Source organism: Pseudoalteromonas sp. CF6-2 (assembly GCF_021729425.1).
Taxonomy (GTDB): domain Bacteria; phylum Pseudomonadota; class Gammaproteobacteria; order Enterobacterales; family Alteromonadaceae; genus Pseudoalteromonas; species Pseudoalteromonas arabiensis.
This window is the reverse complement of record NZ_CP091442.1, coordinates 2,475,012-2,493,075: the sequence shown is the minus strand read 5'-3', so window position 1 is coordinate 2,493,075 and position 18,064 is coordinate 2,475,012. Positions and strand designations below refer to the sequence as shown.

At 39.6% G+C, this 18,064-nt stretch carries 16 protein-coding genes; 7 read left to right on the top strand and 9 right to left on the bottom strand.

Annotation, left to right across the window (positions count from 1 at the left end):
* Positions 1-96: 96 nt before the first annotated feature.
* Positions 97-1,608: a sodium/proline symporter PutP gene (gene putP, locus L3Q70_RS11585; protein ID WP_062569762.1), complete on the top strand. Its 1,512-nt coding sequence runs from the start codon at positions 97-99 to the stop codon at positions 1,606-1,608.
* 73 nt (positions 1,609-1,681) lie between these two features.
* Here putP and L3Q70_RS11580 read toward each other — a convergent pair whose 3' ends face one another.
* Positions 1,682-1,987 carry a YebG family protein gene (locus L3Q70_RS11580; protein ID WP_062570036.1) on the bottom strand — a complete coding sequence of 102 codons (306 nt, stop codon included), beginning with the start codon at positions 1,985-1,987 and terminating at the stop codon, positions 1,682-1,684.
* Between the two features lie 249 nt (positions 1,988-2,236).
* Between L3Q70_RS11580 and L3Q70_RS11575 the strand changes: the two genes are divergently transcribed.
* Complete coding sequence (locus L3Q70_RS11575; protein ID WP_193987611.1) at positions 2,237-2,530, top strand: helix-hairpin-helix domain-containing protein; 294 nt, start codon at positions 2,237-2,239, stop codon at positions 2,528-2,530.
* 17 nt (positions 2,531-2,547) lie between these two features.
* On the opposite strand, the gene L3Q70_RS11570 is transcribed toward L3Q70_RS11575, so the two are convergent.
* The 3 genes from L3Q70_RS11570 to L3Q70_RS11560 form a co-directional block, all read right to left on the bottom strand.
* Positions 2,548-2,850 carry a DUF6170 family protein gene (locus L3Q70_RS11570; RefSeq protein ID WP_062569764.1) on the bottom strand — a complete coding sequence of 101 codons (303 nt, stop codon included), beginning with the start codon at positions 2,848-2,850 and terminating at the stop codon, positions 2,548-2,550.
* Positions 2,850-3,368, bottom strand: a complete 519-nt coding sequence (dsbB, locus tag L3Q70_RS11565) for a disulfide bond formation protein DsbB (RefSeq protein ID WP_062569765.1) — start codon at positions 3,366-3,368, stop codon at positions 2,850-2,852. Before dsbB ends, L3Q70_RS11570 begins: the two co-directional genes overlap by 1 nt.
* A gap of 130 nt (positions 3,369-3,498) precedes the next feature.
* Complete coding sequence (locus L3Q70_RS11560; RefSeq protein WP_062569766.1) at positions 3,499-4,650, bottom strand: chorismate mutase; 1,152 nt, start codon at positions 4,648-4,650, stop codon at positions 3,499-3,501.
* A gap of 333 nt (positions 4,651-4,983) precedes the next feature.
* Here L3Q70_RS11560 and L3Q70_RS11555 point away from each other — a divergent pair, with 333 nt between their 5' ends.
* Entirely contained in the window at positions 4,984-7,986 is a 3,003-nt protein-coding gene (locus L3Q70_RS11555) for an EAL domain-containing protein (RefSeq protein ID WP_237114300.1), read from the top strand.
* Positions 7,987-8,690: 704 nt separating this feature from the next.
* Here L3Q70_RS11555 and L3Q70_RS11550 read toward each other — a convergent pair.
* On the bottom strand, positions 8,691-9,020 hold the full coding sequence (locus L3Q70_RS11550) for a stress response translation initiation inhibitor YciH (RefSeq protein WP_130150501.1): 330 nt from the start codon (positions 9,018-9,020) through the stop codon (positions 8,691-8,693).
* A 141-nt stretch (positions 9,021-9,161) separates the two neighbouring features.
* Here L3Q70_RS11550 and L3Q70_RS11545 point away from each other — a divergent pair, with 141 nt between their 5' ends.
* The 4 genes from L3Q70_RS11545 to L3Q70_RS11530 all read left to right on the top strand — a co-directional run bounded on the left by L3Q70_RS11545 (position 9,162) and on the right by L3Q70_RS11530 (position 13,109).
* Positions 9,162-9,467 carry an STAS domain-containing protein gene (locus tag L3Q70_RS11545; RefSeq protein ID WP_062569768.1) on the top strand — a complete coding sequence of 102 codons (306 nt, stop codon included), beginning with the start codon at positions 9,162-9,164 and terminating at the stop codon, positions 9,465-9,467.
* Positions 9,467-11,137 carry a fused response regulator/phosphatase gene (locus L3Q70_RS11540; protein WP_062569769.1) on the top strand — a complete coding sequence of 557 codons (1,671 nt, stop codon included), beginning with the start codon at positions 9,467-9,469 and terminating at the stop codon, positions 11,135-11,137. The genes L3Q70_RS11545 and L3Q70_RS11540 overlap by 1 nt, the downstream gene beginning before the upstream one ends.
* 46 nt (positions 11,138-11,183) lie before the next feature.
* Positions 11,184-11,843 (top strand): GAF domain-containing protein, encoded by a 660-nt coding sequence (locus tag L3Q70_RS11535; protein ID WP_062569770.1) that lies wholly within the window; start codon positions 11,184-11,186, stop codon positions 11,841-11,843.
* Positions 11,844-11,918: 75 nt separating this feature from the next.
* Positions 11,919-13,109: an amino acid aminotransferase gene (locus tag L3Q70_RS11530; protein ID WP_062569771.1), complete on the top strand. Its 1,191-nt coding sequence runs from the start codon at positions 11,919-11,921 to the stop codon at positions 13,107-13,109.
* A gap of 75 nt (positions 13,110-13,184) precedes the next feature.
* On the opposite strand, the gene L3Q70_RS11525 is transcribed toward L3Q70_RS11530, so the two are convergent.
* From L3Q70_RS11525 to L3Q70_RS11510, 4 genes are all read right to left on the bottom strand, one after another.
* The gene (locus L3Q70_RS11525) at positions 13,185-13,934 is read right to left on the bottom strand and encodes a DUF3379 family protein (RefSeq protein ID WP_062569772.1); all 750 of its coding nucleotides are present in this window, start codon (positions 13,932-13,934) and stop codon (positions 13,185-13,187) included.
* Positions 13,934-14,449, bottom strand: coding sequence for a sigma-70 family RNA polymerase sigma factor (locus L3Q70_RS11520; protein ID WP_062569773.1), 516 nt, complete (start codon positions 14,447-14,449; stop codon positions 13,934-13,936). The genes L3Q70_RS11525 and L3Q70_RS11520 overlap by 1 nt, the downstream gene beginning before the upstream one ends.
* A gap of 103 nt (positions 14,450-14,552) precedes the next feature.
* Positions 14,553-16,196, bottom strand: coding sequence for a BatD family protein (locus L3Q70_RS11515; protein ID WP_237114299.1), 1,644 nt, complete (start codon positions 16,194-16,196; stop codon positions 14,553-14,555).
* Positions 16,190-18,064 carry a VWA domain-containing protein gene (locus L3Q70_RS11510; RefSeq protein WP_237114298.1) on the bottom strand — a complete coding sequence of 625 codons (1,875 nt, stop codon included), beginning with the start codon at positions 18,062-18,064 and terminating at the stop codon, positions 16,190-16,192. Before L3Q70_RS11510 ends, L3Q70_RS11515 begins: the two co-directional genes overlap by 7 nt.

Sequence of the window (18,064 nt, the reverse complement as noted above, 5' to 3'; positions counted from 1 at the left end):
ACCCCAATAATGTCTTAAAATTAAATGGCTTGCGAGTCATTATTCGGATTAAAAGCCAACATTAATCAATAATTGGAGGCTAATTTGGAAACAGGAATGATAATTTCGTTAGCATTGTACTTCATCGTAATGTTGGGGATTGGGCTTTATGCTTACAAACAATCAACAGATGATGTATCGGGATACATGCTAGGTGGTCGTAATCTATCACCAAGTGTCGCTGCGCTATCAGCAGGTGCATCAGATATGAGTGGTTGGTTACTGATGGGTCTGCCAGGTGCAATGTACTTGTTTGGTTTAAGTAAGGTATGGATCGCAATAGGTTTGGTACTTGGTGCTTGGGCAAACTATTTTCTCGTCGCACCACGTTTGCGCGTGTATACAGAGAAAGCGAATGATTCAATCACCATTCCAGACTATTTTGCAAATCGCTTCGATGATAATAAAAATGTTCTGCGCGTAATTTCAGCTATTGTTATTATCGTATTCTTCACTTTATACACCTCATCAGGAGTTGTTGCGGGTGGCAAGCTGTTCGAAAATTCATTCAATATGAGTTACGAGATGGGCTTGTATATCACAACGGGTGTGGTTGTTCTTTATACATTATTCGGTGGTTTTTTAGCAGTTAGTTTAACTGACTTCGTGCAAGGTTGTATCATGTTCGTGTCGCTGCTTGCAGTACCGATAGCGACCTATACTATGCTTGACCAGCCGTTTATGGATACGTTAGCAAATGCTCGCTATGACTTATTATTAAGCTCACCGAAAGAATCAGAAATTCATGCACTTAATATGATGGACTGGTTTGCAGGTGGCTCAACAATTGCCATCATCTCGGCAATGGCGTGGGGACTCGGTTATTTTGGTCAGCCACATATCATTGTACGCTTTATGTCTGTTCGCTCAGTGAAAGATATGCCTACTATGCGCCGTGTGGGTATGTCGTGGATGACATTATCGGCAATTGGTGCTGTGCTAACTGGTCTATTTGGTGCCGCTTATATGCTGGAAAACCAAATGCCAATTGATGACAAAGAAACGATTTTCTTAGTGCTGTCTGAGCTTATTTTCCACCCACTGATTGCTGGCTTCTTACTTGCTGCTATTCTTGCGGCGATTATGAGTACTATTTCGTCGCAGCTATTGGTGTGTTCAAGCTCACTGACAGAAGATTTCTATAAAATATATCTTAACCGCAGTGCGTCTCAAAAAGAGCTTGTTTTAGTTGGTCGTATTAGTGTTATTTTGGTTGCGTTGTTTGCTATCTACTTAGCTTATGACCGCGACAGTTCAATTCTTGACCTAGTCAGTAATGCATGGGCAGGTTTTGGTGCTGCATTTGGGCCACTTGTTTTATTCAGCCTTTACTGGAAACGTATGAACCTTCAGGGAGCTATAGCGGGTATGGTTGTGGGTGCTGCGACAGTTCTATTTTGGATTTATGCACCCGTTACGATTGATGGGCAAAAATTAAGTGCAATTATCTATGAGATAGTGCCTGGGTTTATTCTATCAAGTATTGCGATAGTCGCTGTGAGTTTAAGTACAGCAGAACCTAAAGAAGAAATTACTAAATTATTTGATGACGTTGAGGCATCATTGTAATTTTTAATTAAACACTTTTGATTAAATACAAAAAGGGCAACATAGAGTTGCCCTTTTTATTGGATTTTTATTTTTAACCGGCTGCTTTTTCTTTTATATCTGCCACATTGTCGGTGGCTGATTTTGCTTTTTTAGGTTTTACAGGGGCCTCTTTAGCACCTTTCAAAACAGCCATAAATTGGTCTTTTTCTTTTGCCATCTCAAGTGCAAGAGATTCAATTTGTTGCTCACTAAGTGGTACGTCAACTTTCTCAAGCATCATTTCTAGTGATTCAGCAATGTCGAGCATTTTGTCATATGCGTCAGCTTCTTTTTTAGTAGTAAACGTCATTCGCTCGACTCCGTTTCTTTCTACAACATATTTAACAACAACAGCCATGATTTCTCCTGCATTTAAGCGTGGCATTTGTAGCGTAGCAACGCCACTTTGATTACTGTTTTTATATACAGTAATCGTTTGTGGCGGAATTTGCAAGTTTGATAAGTCTATTTTTTGTGGTGATTATTTGACATTGCGGTTGGTTTTAGGTTTATTTAATGATGTCACCATTATAGAAACGGTAGGGATGCAATAAGCGTTAGGTGACAATTAACTTAACTATCCATAATGGATATCACGGAGGAAAATATGAAACTATTATCAAGTCTCTTTCTATCAATAGGCTTAACTTTATTGCCCACTTTACCTATTAGCGCAGCTGAAGATAAAGGAGCTGAGCAAGTTAAACAGCAAAAGGTGAATATAAATAAAGCCAGTGTTGAGCAACTCACTTTGCTTCCTGGCGTGGGTGAGTCAAAAGCCAAAGCGATTATAGAACACCGAACTCAGCAGGGGCCTTTTAAATCATTAGAACAACTCAAAGATGTAAAAGGGATCGGTGAAAAGGTGTTCTCGCAGTTAGAAGGAAAAATTATTCTTTAAATAAGTAAGCAGGGCGGTTATTCGCCCTGTTTAAACTCTTTAATTGCTACTTGTAAATGAGGGAGCGCAAACATGTTTTCTATCGGTGTTGTTATGAGTGGATAGCTCAGACCAGCTAGTAGCAGCCAAGGCACAAGCGACCAGCCCTGAAAATAAGCTAAACCTAAAAACAGGGGCGCTAAAAAAACAAGTTTACATACCGATAAAATGATCTTCTGTATAGGACTTAAATGCGCAAGTGCAAGAGCAATAATTTGCTGACGTTGTCTTACTTTAAACTCTTTTAAAGCAGGAATTTGACTAGAAAAAAAATACAACATTACAACGACTTTTTAATTACTAAACGACTCGCTACAACAGCGATAAAAACAAGCGAATAGGCTGCAAAAATAACTTCCATCCACGCAGGCATACTCATTGACGCAAATTGCCAATCTATGTTTCCACAATCACCTGTTGCAGCAAAGAAGCTTGGGATCCATTCGTGTAGAGGCATGAAGCTTGGAAAGTTTGGTTCAAATGCACAGCTAAATGCAAACGGGTCTGTATTGTTTTGCATCGCGATGTGTTCTTTGGCAATAAAGTAGCCCCAAATTGAAGATATTCCCCAAGTAACAAATGCGATAAGTCTACATAGGGTACTTTGTGGGTTGATTGCGCCGACAATGCCTGCGCCAAGAAGGCCAAGCATAGCAAAACGTTGGTAAATACACATTATGCAGGGCTCAAGTCCCATATTATATTGAAAGAACAGTGCTGTTATTTCAAACACAAATGCGGTTAAAGCGAGTAAAACCCAAGGTGTTCTTTTGCTTGCTAATTCAGCTAACCAATTCATGAAAAATCCAATTTTGAAGTGTTTTCAAGATTATGCTTAGGGAGTGCCTTAGGTGCAAGTGTCTGCGGTGAATATTCGTAACAAAAAAGGAGCTTGCTAGCTCCTTTTGGTGTTACGATTAGTTTTTACGTTAAACGCTGACAGCTTGTAAAGACTCGCTTTGGTAGCAGCCTAGAATACGAATATACTGGGTGTGCTCTTTCAGCTCTTCGAGTGCTTGCTTGACATGTAAATCATCTAGGTTAGCCTCTAAGTCTACATAAAAAACCTCTTCCCACGGGTTACCGGGTACAGGACGAGATTCAAGTTTTACAAGGTTTATTTGATGATGCTTAAATACCATTAACGCATCAGCTAATGAACCAGCTTGTTGCTTGGTTGCCATGATCAAGCTTGTTTTTGTTGGTATTTGTTTAGAAACCTGTAGTGGTTTACGGGCAACAACGATAAAACGGCTATGGTTTTCACTTTGATTAGCCAGCCCTGTTTTTACAACCTCTAGACCAACATTTTTCCCTGCTTGAGCTGAGCCGATTGCTGCGCTGTTGGGCGTATCTAATGCTGATTGCAGTGCATGGAAAGTTGAATCACATGTTTCATGTTGAATATCACCGAGCCCTTGTACAAAGCGGCTACATTGGGCGAAAGGTTGTGGGTGAGCATAGATTTTATTTATGTGAGACAGTTCTGTGTCTGGCAGGGCAAGCAAACAATGCTCAACACTGTGGGTCACTTCACCCACAATAGATACTTGCGCATGTTGTAAGAGATCAAATACCTCATTAATACTACCAGAGCTAGTATTTTCAATGGGGAGTAAGCCGAAGTCAGCTTGTCCATTTTCAACGTTCCCTGTAATTTGTTCAAAGCTTGAACAGCCAATTTCTATTACCTTTCCTGGACGTCGGCTAAAGTATTTATGGCAAGCCAATTGACTATATGAACCTTGACCGCCCAAGTAAGCGACGCGGTGTGTTTCGCTCATTGCATCGGGGTTGAGGCTTTTTTGTAGCATCGCTTGTTGGTTAAGTACAGAGTCCTCAAGAATGGTTTGAAATACATTGTTAATGTAATAGGCATCTAAACCAAGCGACTTTCCGTAACCAATTAGCTTTTCAAGCAACGCTTGTTCACGTGCTTCATCGCGGATTGGTTTATTGTTGGCAATTTTATATTCAACCACGCTGTGGCTAATACGGCGTCGTTTTGCTAGTAAGACAAGTAAGTCAGAATCTATTTCATTTATATCATGTCTTAATGCATTCAATGTATCAATGCTCATATTGGTTTCCTCATTCCAAAACAGTGCACAAACAAAAAAGCCTCCCAAGTGGGAGGCTTTAGCTATTCGGTGAAATTATCTCGCAAACAGTTAAGCCTCCTCTATCTATAGAAGCTAAAAAAAGAAAAGTAAGTGCGAGCGTTAATTTGTTTCATTCAGTTAATGTAAGAAGTGTGGTTTATAAAGTCAACCGCATATTGTACGTAATTTGCAAATCATCGGCTAAGTAAGGAAAATTCATTAATCTTCATAAAAAATTTATAAATCTAAAAATGAATCTGGTATATTTGCCTTTGGAGAACAAATAATAACAATTATTAATAAGGTAGCCTAGTGGTGTATCGACGCCCGCCATCTCGTTTTGGTGTGAATTCGTTAAGTATGAAGTTATCGCTGCTGATTTCTGCAATTTGTTTGATTGCAGGTATATGTGCAGCCGCTTTGATGCTTAAGTCAGAAGAAAAACAGCTTGTTTTTGAAGAACATGAGCTTTTAAAGCATTCGAGTGAACGCTTAAGTCGTCAATTCGACCGTTTAATAAAAACAAAAATCAACATTGCAGAGCAAGCAAATAATGTCGTTAGCAGCCAGCTGTTAAATAGTGAGTCTCATATACTCAGTAAACACAGTGCTGATATTAACTATGCTGTTGATGGTAGTGTTCGCAGCACCTCAGAAGATGGCTTATCCGCTGCCTTTATCCCAGAAGAAAACTATTCAGAATTCTACAAGCAATTGATCAATGACTCAGAGTCGTTATGGAAAATTGTTTCACCCACGCTTATTCAAGATTTTTTTAACTTTTATTTAGTTACAAAAGATAACTTTATTCGTATTGCACCACCTAACTGGGCACTTAATGTGCCTAGCGATTTTGATTTCACAAAAGGTGAAACTTTTAATTACGCTCAGAATGTGCTCAACCCGAGTAGAGAAGCGGTGTGGTCAAAAGTGTATTACGACACTATTTGGCATAAATGGGTGGTGAGTGTACTTGTTCCCGTTTATCGAGATAATGAATTTTTTGGTGTTACAGGCAGTGATATTGCGCTTGAAACCTTATTGGCTCAACTGCCGATAGGAGATCGTGAGCAACACCTATTAGTATTCGATGCAAAAGGGCAGTTACTCGCCCACCCTGATCTAGAAAAATCAATGCTAGAAGAATATGGTCGAGAAGGTAAAGTGTTACGAACTGAGGATTTTGTTAACCCTGACTTACAAAAACTCATCGCAGAAACAATTCGCCTAAAATTACCTGAGTCAGCTAATTCATTTGTTCAAAATGACGAAACACACATTATTAATATTCGTAAAGTTGAGCATTTAAACTGGTATATCGGAATTTACAAAAAACGTTCTTCCGCATTATCTGCGTTAGAAGAGTTAAAAGTGAAGTTCTTTGGTTTGTTTATTCTATACGCTATTTTAGTTGCGTTATTGTTGCATCAAGCATTGTATCAACTGGTACTTCGCCGTATCCATTCATTAGTAAATGCGGTCGTAAGTTTTGGCAAAGGTCAGCTACAAACTGAGTTTCCAAAGGCTAATAAAGACGAAATTGGCACGCTAAATGGCTCTTTTAGAGACATGGCTATTGAAATTAGAAAGCTGATTGATGGATTAAACCAGCGCATAAGTGAAAAAGAGATAGCAGAGAAAGCTGCAAATAGACTGTCAAAAGCGGTGGCATTTTCTGGAACCGGTGTGGTTATTACCAATCAAAACTTTGAGATTGAATATGTTAACCCCAAGATGGTTGAAATGACTGGATTTGAAGAACGTCATTTTATGGGGTCATCACTTTTAAGTATTATTTCGCAGGAAATGGCCATTTTAGTCGATGATATTGATGTTGATCTTCGAAGTCGTAATTATTGGCGTGGTGACACATTACTGCAAGGAAATGAACGTCAGTCAGTGTGGGTGTCGCTAAGTATTTCGCCTATTCGTGAAGATGCCGGAGAAATCACCAGCTATGTTGCCTCAGCACAAGATATATCGTTTGTAAAAGAGAGTCAGCGAAAAATGGAGCAGCTGGCATATTTTGATACGCTCACCGGCCTTGCTAATCGTACATTTTTTAGAATGCAGTTACGCAAGTCGATGGCACTTGCAGAGCGTGGTCATTATGCGTTTGCCTTATTCTATTTTGACTTAGATGAATTTAAACGTATTAACGATACACTTGGCCATGATGCGGGCGATCAATTATTAGTAGAAGTAGCAAACCGTTTGAAAAAACGTTTGCGCACCGAAGATACCATTGCTCGCCTTGGTGGTGATGAATTCGCGGTCCTATTAAGTGGTATAGAACACCAAACTCATGCTATGGAAGTGGCTAATACGATTCAAAAGACACTGAATGAGCCAATTAAACTCGGCAATAATGAAGTGATCATTAGTGGTAGTATAGGCATCACGATGGCGCCTTTTGACAGCCAAGAGGAAGATCAGCTGTTAAAGCATGCAGACCTTGCAATGTATGAAGCAAAAGCCAAAGGCAGAAACACCTATCACTTTTATAGCCAAGAGCTAAATGCCGCTGCCAATGAACGTTTATTCATCGAAAATGAGCTACGCACAGGCATTCGCGACAAGCAATTTGTTATTTATTATCAGCCACAAGTCGATAGTCGAAATCAACATGTTGTTGGTTACGAAGCGTTGATTAGATGGTTCCACCCAACTGAGGGAATGATCCCTCCAACAAAGTTTATTCCGATTGCTGAAGCAACAGGGCTTATTGTTGAACTAGGGGCGTGGGTATTACAAGAAGCGTGTGAATTTGCTGCACGGCTAGAAAGAAAAAATTTAAAGAATAACATTTCAATAAATCTCTCGGCGCGCCAATTTAAAGACGCTAACCTAGTACTTACCTTAGATAAAATCATCAAACAAACAGGTGTTGAACCCAAACGCTTACATTTAGAGTTAACTGAGAGCATGTTAATGGGGCATGTTGAAGCCGCCATATTACAATTACATCAGTTAAAGGCATTGGGTGTATCAATCTCTATTGATGATTTTGGGACAGGCTACTCCTCACTCAGCTATTTGAAACGCTTCCCTGTTGATATTTTGAAAGTGGATCGCTCGTTTGTAAAAGATATTCCTGATGACTCAAATGATATGGAAATTACAGCAGCGATTATTGCAATGGCACAAAAGCTTAAACTCAATGTGGTAGCAGAGGGTGTTGAGACGATTGAACAGATTGAGTTTTTACAAAACAATAACTGTTATATTGTACAAGGTTACTACTACAGCCCACCAGTTAGCGAGGCTGATTTACCTGCGTTGTTTGAGCGTTTAGAACAAACAGATAAAATATAGTAGCTTATATTTTATCTGCTCTTTTGGTAAATTTAGTTAGGACTTCATCTGGCTGGCGGCTATCTGTGAAGGGCAGTGTTAAAACTTATCAGGTAAAGCGATTTTGTTATACTCAGTTTTTAGTAACTTTATCTGATATTCAGGAAAATGGGTAAGTTACGCACTGTTAAATTGCTAGATATTCAAGGAAAATTTGAGTTTGATTAATCTTTTAAAATTCATAAGCGTTATTTTACAGTGTTTTTTGTTTTTATCGATTTTTAACCTTTTATCTAGTTACTATTTAGCTTATGTAGAGCTACCTACAAACGATCCCAAATTAATAGCTAGTCACATTTCATCAGGTGTCGTTATTTCTCTGATTCAAGTTGTCCCAGCTCTAATTGGCTTATTGCTTAGTATTTGGCTTTTAGATAAAGCTAATACATCTAAGTCATTTAGAAAGTGTTGCAAATATTTGGCCTTCTTATGGTTACTGTTTTTCCCAATTGGTACATTCTTAGGTGTTAAACAGTTAAAAAGATTTAAGAATACCTAGCAAGGCGTTTTAAAAAGTTGGGCACTGTAATGCTTTCTCTTTAAAATCTTACTAATTTACTCGGGAATGCTTTAATGCTCTTAATGGCACATTTGCGATGCTAGATTTGATTTGAGCCTGACTAATCTCGTTAAAGCCTATTCAGATAAAATAAAAAGGGGCATTTTTAGCCCCCTGCAATTTTCACCTTGAACTTAAGGCCTTCAAGAATCGCTTTGAGCTTTTCTCTATCATCGCCTTGCACCTCAATAATGCCATCTTTCACAGCACCGCCTTGGCCCATCTTACTTTTAATTGTCTTAGCAAGCTTTTTCAGGTCATGCTCTTGGCTATCAATGCCAACCACTAACATGACACCTTTGCCTTTACGGCCTTTTGTTTGACGTTCAATTCGTAAAAAACCATCTTTAAAGATTTTACCTTGGATTGATTTTTCCTCTTTAGGCTGTTCAATACGGCCTGTAGCGGTTGAATATACTAGATTATTATCACTCATTTTAGATCTCACTTTAAATGAAGCTTGTATGCTGTAAATCATAACAAATTTCCCTCTAAGTGTTTTAATTTTTGGCTTATTTCTCCTAAGCAGTTATATTTAGATTAGTCTTCGGAGAGATTTGATTAATAGGAGTTTATTATGAGTTTGACGCGCAGCACCTCTGCTGATGGCGCTATCTTAACCGTACAAATCAAAGGAAAATTTGATTTTAATCTGGTTCAATCTTTTCGTCAGGCTTACGCTGACCTAAATGATAATATCAATAAAGTGGTTATTGATCTGAGAGAAACAGATTATATGGATAGCTCGGCACTTGGTATGCTTCTTAATATGAAGAAAAACCTTACCGGTAAAGTGGATAATATCCAAATTAGTAATTGCCAACCACAGCTAAAGAAAATCCTGCAAATCTCTCGTTTTGATAAAAAGTTTGATATTGATTGATGCTTAATATTCTAGTGGTAGATGATCTTGCTTTAAATCGTCGACTCTTAACCGTTATGTTGGAGCATCAAGGTTATCAAGTTCATACTGCTGAGAACGGCCTTGTTGCGCTGCAAATACTCGAAAAGCACACTATTGATATTGTGCTCCTAGACGTTGTTATGCCTGTTATGGATGGTTTTGAAACCGCAGCTATTATTAAAGAGCGTTTTAGCCAAGTTTACCTACCCATTATTTTTATCACCTCGCTTGAAAATGAAGAAAGCTTTGAGAGGTGCCTTGCTGTAGGTGGAGACGACTTTCTCCATAAGCCATTTCAAGAGGTTATTCTTAACGCTAAAATTAAAGCCCACTGCCGTATAAGAAATTTAAGTCAAAAAGCACGAGAGCAAAACCTACAGTTAGAATATCATCAGAATCAAGTTGAACGTGAGCATGAGATAGTCGAGCATATCTTCAATAACGCGTTAGAAAATCAATATACATTTACGCAGCATTTAGATTTTCATTTATCTCCAGCGGCTATGTTTAATGGCGACATGTTCCTTGTTGCGCAAAGCCCTATTGGTAGTCTGTATTGTATGTTGGGTGATTTTACGGGGCATGGCCTAGCGGCTGCTGTGGGGGCGTTACCTGTTTCTCGGGTGTTTTATACCATGGTTAACAAAGGCATGTCGGTTAGCGACATTGCAGCGGAAATAAATGCCGTATTGAGTAACTTATTACCTGGTCACATGTTTTGTGCGGCTACTATTATTGAGTTAAGTAATTCAGGAAAAAGCTTGTCAGCATGGTTAGGCGGGCTACCTGATACCTATGTAATTGATCAGCAAGGTCAAATATTACGCACATTAGAGTCCCAACACATGGCATTAGGAATTTTAGAAGAAGATGAATTTGAGCGGGGTCTCATCCATATAGAAGTCAACGAAACAATGCGGCTTGTAATGGCAACCGATGGCATAATAGAGACCGTTAACTTACATGATGAGTTTTTTGGTGAGCATCAGTTCATTGAAGCATTAAGTTCAAAAGAAAATATTAATACTCAGGAGCTAATAGAAATTGTAAACCAGTTTTCCCAAGGTCATGAACAGCAAGATGATTTAAGTTTAGTGCTATTAAACTGTTTACCGGCGCCAGAGCCTGAGCAAGAGGTTGAGCCTTTTTCACCTTTACCCTTTAATTTTTCACTGAGTTTAAATTCAAAACAAATAAAAAGTACAGATCCCGTTCTAGAAGTGGTCGATGTAATATCTAAAGTAGCGGGTTTGAATGCGCACCGTGCGAATATCTTTTTAATCCTCTCCGAGGCTTACAATAATGCGCTTGATCACGGCGTATTAGGGCTCGATTCTGAGATAAAAAATCAAGATGACGGCTTTTTAATTTATTACCAAGAACGTGAGCAGGCATTAGAAAAACTGACTGATGCACTTATTATTATTGATATTCGTTATTGCCCAGATACCCTGGCTCTTTATTTCACTATTTGCGACTCTGGCAATGGTTTTGCGAATAAAAGTGACGGCCAGCATAACCTGCAACGAGAGCATGGCCGTGGGTTGTCTTTACTGAGTGAAGTAGCGTCAAATGTAGCTTTTAATGCGTCTGGAAACCAAGTTGAAATTTGTTACCAATTATCCATAAACAGTGCTGGCTCTGATTGAAAGCCCATGTTATGCTCTCTAGCATTATAGATGTTTGGATGGCTAAATGATTTCTACATACTTATCTGTCGCTCAGCTTGATTTATCAGAGACTTTAGTGGCAGAGCAATTATCAAACCTAGAGCAATATCTTGCACAGTCACAGTTACCTGAAGTACGTTGGCAGTACCAAATTCCTGAGCTTGGGGAGGGTGGGGCGTGTAGTTTGTTTGGTTACTTGCAAGATGAACCGTTTAAATTAAACGACTATATTGCTGATGATGCTACAAATACTGAAAAGTTAGCAAGGCTTCAGCAAATCATCGATTATGTTGTCCAACAAACGCAAGTGGATTGGTTTGGTATTTATCAATCAACCGACACTGACGAAGGTGCTCAGCTATTAAAACTCGTTTACCACGGCGCACCAAGTCGCCCATTGTTTCCGCTCACTGAAGATTTTGCAAAAGGCAGTAACAATGTTCAAGTTGCTTTATCTAAAAAAGGTCGTGTGATTAATAATGTTGCAGATTATTTAGCGCAAGGTGGTGAATATTATACGTGCGATCCTAAAGTAAAAGCCGAAACGTGTTTACCAATTTTATCTAGTGAAAATACCTGTTTAGGCATTATTGATGCAGAAGCATTTAGTAATGATTTCTTTGATCAGCAAACCCTTGCTTTACTTGCAGCTTGTTGTATTAAAATTCCTCAACTATTGGTCTAATTTTACTAGTAATCAGGCTCGGTTTTTATGTTAAGCTAGTGGCAACGCTAACCCCCTATATAAAAGAGATAGTCAATGTTCTCAGAATTAAAACCATTACCAACAGATCCTATTCTTGGCCTAATGGCGGCCTTTAAACAAGATACAAACCCAAAGAAAATTGATTTGGGTGTAGGTGTTTATAAGGATGAGCAAGGCAATACGCCAGTTCTTAAAGCGGTTAAAAAAGCGGAAGCGTTTCGTTTAGAAAACGAAACCAGTAAATCGTACATTGGCTTGGCGGGTAACTTAGATTACTGCCAAAAAATGGAAAACTTATTACTGGGTGAGCATCCTGCGTTATTAGCAAACCGTGTTCGCACAGCACAAGCACCAGGTGGTACAGGTGCACTTCGTGTTGCAGCCGAATTTATTAAGCGTTGCAACAAAGATGCAACTGTATGGGTTACAACACCAACGTGGGCAAACCACATCAGCTTATTTGAAGCGGCTGGTTTAACAGTAAAAGAATACCCTTACTACGATTACGAAAATAAAGATCTTTTATTTGATGACATGCTAAGCACGCTTAAGCAAGTGCCTAAAGGTGATGTTGTGTTGTTCCACGCATGTTGTCATAACCCGAGTGGTATGGATTTAAATGCTGAGCAATGGAGCACAGTGGCAGATCTTGCAGTTGAAGTTGGTTTTACACCACTGGTTGATATTGCATACCAAGGTTTTGGTTCAAGCTTAGAAGAAGACGCAGCGGGTCTTCGTAAATTAGCAGCAGCGGTTGATGAGCTGATCATTTGTTCTTCTTGTTCGAAAAACTTTGGTTTATACCGTGAGCGTATCGGCGCATGTTCAATCATTGCTAAAGACGCCGCAACTGCAGATATCTCTAACTCTGTATTGTTAAGTGTTGTACGTAGTATCTATTCAATGCCGCCAGCACACGGTGCTGATATAGTTAGCACTATTTTAGGTAGCGCTGAGCTTACGCAAATGTGGCATGACGAGCTTGATGAAATGCGTAGTCGTATTAATGGCTTACGTACTCTAATCAAAGAAAGCTTAGCAGCGAGAGGCATTGAGCAAGACTTCTCATTTATTGACCGTCAAAATGGTATGTTCTCATTCCTAGGTATTAATAAAGAGCAAATCGAGCGCTTACAAAAAGACTACTCTATCTACATTGTTGGCTCTAGTCGTGTAAACGTTGCTGGTATCAGCGATGCAAACATTGACTACTTTGCAAATGCAGTAGCAGACGTTTGTAAGTAACCAGCTGTATAGTGATAAAAAAACCGCATCATTTTGATATGATGCGGTTTTTTTGTATCTGCTATTTTAACTCACCTAATGAAGCCAGCGTATAGCACTGGTCACCATATTATTGTAACGCTCTAATGGTGCACCTATGCTAGCGATTAAAATTGTATCGGCTTTTTCTCCACGACTTATGTGGCCTGCAAAACGCTCATCGCTAAAGTCATCAGAACCAGAGCCAAAAGGCTGCTCCTCTGAAGGTACAATAAATACGGTCATTGGGCCAAAGTCAGACTCAAATACCAAGTGCAATCCTTTTTGACCTTTAAAATCACAAAACATCAAGTACGTGACTTTGCCTGGAAGCTCATCTAAGTGGCCGCCAATGGTGGCAAATTTTTCATTAACGTACTCTAAGTCAATTGCTTTATGTTTATCTAAAGATCCAATTTCATAGTATAAGTGTGCTAAAGCATGCTCTCCAACACTATATAATGAATGCTGTTTAGTAGTAACAAAAAACACGCTTATAGCAACTAAGAATGATGCTGCAGCCGCTAAATAAAAGCGATTAAATGCAAAGCGTGATTTAGCTTCAACAACATTATCATTTTGTTGCTGTTCAACATGCTCTTCAGATGCATAGGTCTGTTCAATAATGCGCGCAGCTAAATCGTCTGGCACAGGTACATTTAAAGCAGCGTTTAGTTCGTCGTCAAATGCACGAACATCGTCAATAAATGCTTGTTTATCATCGTCCTGCTCGGCAAACGCTTCAAGTTCCTTATCAATAGTGCTTGGCTCGGCGAGGATGCGGCGGCGAAACTCGAGTTCATCCATTATTTTGATGCTCCTCTAAGTTGGTCATCATCACTGCTTAAAGCCTCTTTAAGCTGGTTTCTGGCACGAAATAATCGTGTCATAACGGTATTTTTGTTTAAATCGAGAATCTTAGCGATTTCATCACCAGAACAGCCCATTACTACTTGCAAAAGCAGAGGCTCTCGATATTCGTCTGCTAACTTTCCAATTTGTCGTTGAATCACTGTTTGTTCCATTTCAGCATCAAGGGATGTGCTTTTATCATCCACTAAGGTATCGTTTTCAACGTCAGCGTAATCAAATTGCTTTCTTTCAAAACGTCGCGCATTTTCGCGACGTAATATCGTTAGTAGCCAAGGTTTAGCAGCCTGTTGATCTTGGAGTGAATCCAAGGCACGCCAAGCCCTCAGGAAGGTTTCCTGCACTAAATCTTCAGCAATAGTTTGATCACGGCATAACCAATATGCAAAGCGATAAAGCTCACTGTGGTAGATATGAACGAGCTCTTCATATCGCTTTTGTTTTTCCGTCATAGTTATCTAGACCCGCCCTTAAGGAAAAAACTTTCTGGATTTATTATTTTTTTCAATGCGGCTAATCGCTGCTAGCCGCATGATGTGTATTGTTTAGTTATTATTAATCGTAAAGTTTTTTTAGCCCCTGATCTTTATCAAATGATTGAGCGCTTTTTGTTTGGGCTAAACCATTAATGATGATTGCTAAATCAGGCTGCTCATCACTTGAACTATAGAGTTTTGCACGCAATTTAGCAATTTCTTCGTTTAGTTTAGAGCTTGATCTTGTGCCCATGAGCGTATCAATCGCGTTATGTGTTTGCCCTGTTTCATGTTTGGCGTAACGTGAAAGGGCTAAATAAAATGCTGAATAGTCTTTCGTCTTTGCATATTTCTTTAGTTCAGATAAAGAAACCGAAGACACTTCACTGTTAACTTCATTTTTATTGGAATAGTCGCTAACAGGTCGTTTTCTTAAGAAGAACACGAGTGTTGCAATCCATAAAAGGTATCCGCCTGCCGCAACAATTATAAGCCAAATAGGCTGAGTTACTTCAGTAATAGTACGAACAGCGGGAATTTCACCTGTTAGCTCTTGGCTGGTGTTTGCTGTTGCATTATTGGTATTAGGTGTAAGTGCATTAGTGCTAGGTATCACTGTGATAGTACGTGCAGGGATCGTTGCGTAACTTATTCGATTAATTTTTGTATTAAACCATGGCAGCTTGACTTCTGGTAATGTAAACGTACCTGGTGTCTGGGGTAGCAGCGCATACGAGGCTGTTTGTTGAGAGATAACACGTCCATCTCTAACTAAATGATTTGTCTCTTTTTCATCAGGATAGCTTCTAAAACCTTGTACTTGCGGCATCTCAATATCTGGCAATTGCTCTTTGGTTACACCGAGCGCGGTTAAAGTGATTGTACGTGTGATTGGTGTGCCCACTTCAACAGTATCGTCTTTTGGTTGCCACTGCTCATCTAAGTTTACTAGTTCACTTGGTAACCATGCACCTTGGTAATTTTCTGGAATAGGTTTAATGTCAAGCTCAAGGTCTTCACCCATTGCCGATATTTCCATCTGACGATAGTTCTGCCTAATACGGCCATTAAATACTGGCGCAGTAATTGTGTGTTGACCACTTTTTTGTGGTTGTAGTAAATATTCTCGGGTAATAACGAGATAACGCTTACCATCGATTAATTCATAGCTTTCTGACTGTTTACCAATAGCATTGAGTTGAGCATCATCCATTTGAGGAGTACTTAGGTTTCCATCAAGTAGCTCTTTATTGTTATCTAAGTAAAGTTTAACGGTATATACACCGGCCTCTTGGACATACAAGCTATCTGATTTTACACTCGTTTTTATAAATGCATCTTTATTTTGCTCAGCGTTTTGACTGCGCTTAGACACTTCTAACTCAATTGGTTTTGAACTTACGCCTGCAACTGTAAAGGCGGGGATAGTGTAAGTACCTTCTTTACGCGTCATTAGTTTTACAGACCAATTAGTTTGTTTACTGATCTCACCATTTACGATATTGGTTCGAGAGCTTACGCTGGTGGGGCCTACAACAAAGTCTTTTAATAGTACAGAGGTATCAGGCTGCTCGCTTTTGACACTATCATCTACGGAGATCGTTAAAATAAAAAACTCGCCAGCAAGTACTGGGTTTTTATCAACACTTGCCTGCAGTTGGCTGGCGGCCCATAGCGGCGCTGCCGCGATTAACAATAAACAACATAATAATCGCATTACCATGATTTTTCGGCTCCTCGTGGACGACGTTGATAGGTTCGTTTTTGTGCTTCTAGCTGCATTTTATTTCTTAATAAGATTGCAGGATCATCGGGGACTTTGCGCAACAGCTGATTCAGTTGTTGTGCTTTCTCTTTTTCTTCATTGGTTAGTTCGGCTGCTTGTGCTTGCATCGCTTGCTGCTCAGCTTGCTGCTTGGCTTGTTCATCACTTTGCATAGGCTCAGGTTGAGCCTCTTTTTGCTCATTAGATTGCTCAGGCTTTTGTTCATCAGATTGTGATGATTGCTCTGATTCAGACTCCATTTCTGGTTGATTTTGCTGATCTTTATTAGACTCGCTCTGTTCACCCTTTTGATCTGACTGCTCACCTTGCTCTGATGGCTGTTGGTCATCTTGTTGCTCAGTTTGTTCAGAGTTTTCGCCTTGCTCTGAATTATCGCCTTGTTGCTTTTGCTGGTTGTCTTGTTGACTATCTTCGTTTTGTTGATCGTTATTTTGCTGCTGATCTTCTTGTTGCTGTTGCTCTTGCTGATTCAACAACTTTTCAACCAGAGCTTGGTTTTCTTTTGCTTCAGTGAAGTTATCTCTAAGCTGTTGTGCTTGCTTGTAAGCATTTATAGCTTGTTCAAGCTCACCCGCTTTTGCAAGGGCATTGCCGTAGTTATATAAGCCCGTAGCAGATTTATCTTCACTAAACGCATCCATTGCAGCTTGGTAGTTACCTTGTTGGTAAAGTGCAGCACCTTTTAGTTGAGAGTTCTCAGCTTGGGCGGCTTGTTCAAATTGCTTTTGCTGATAAGCATCGAGTGCGCGTTGATCTTGGTTCTTGAACACTGCTGGTAGCTCAGCGGCATACACCTGTTGCTGCGGCAATAGCATAACGAACATAAAGCCAAGCACTAGGCTGCTACGACGAATTAAAAAGAGTGCCAGTGGCATTAAGATCAGGAGTCCATAAATACCCGCATCTACACGCCAGAGTGTTTGACTTTGTTTTTCATCTTTAAGTATTTCAGCATTTGCACTGGGTGCAAAGGTTTGAATATCTTGATTGTTGGTCTGATAAAGTGCAAATTTGCCACCACTATTACGTGCAAGCGCGCTTAAACGACTGATATTCAGCGTTGGAATCACAATCTGCCCCTGCATATCTTTCAAAAAGCCACCTTCAGGTAACTTAATAGGTGCACCCTGTTCAGTGCCAACCCCGTAAACATTTAAGCGATAATGTGACTGATCCGTAAAACGACTAATATCTTCTTGATCTAGGCTATCAATACCGTCGGTGACTAGAATGATATCACCTTCTAAGTAACCCGCCTGACTGAGCAACTCGTTCGCTTTTTCAAGTCCTTCGATTACATTAGAGCCTTTACTAGGCATGATTTCAGGGCTGAGGCTTGGAATGAGATTCGCTAATGTGCTGGCATCGTTTGTTAATGGTGAAATGGTAAAGGCCGAACCTGCATAGGCGACTAATGCTGTATCACCTTCTTTAAATAGCTCAATCATATCAAGGGCTTTAAAACGTGCTTGTACTAAACGACTTGGCGCAATATCTGTACTGAACATAGAATACGACATATCCATAACAATAACGCGGGCGTTTTTTGCTTGAAACACAGGGACTTGTTTCTTCTCAAAGCTTGGTCCTGCACTAAACACGATAGCGAGAATCGTAAATAGAGCAACTAACCAAAGTGGCTGACTTTGTTTTTTATGATTGTCGCTCATAACAAATTGCGCTAAATGTGGGGCAATTAACGCTGCCGGTGTGTTCTTTTTATTACGCACCAATAACACACTAAAAATAATGACCGCAGGTATTAATAACCAAAGTAGGGCAGGGCGAATAAATTCGAAATCCAT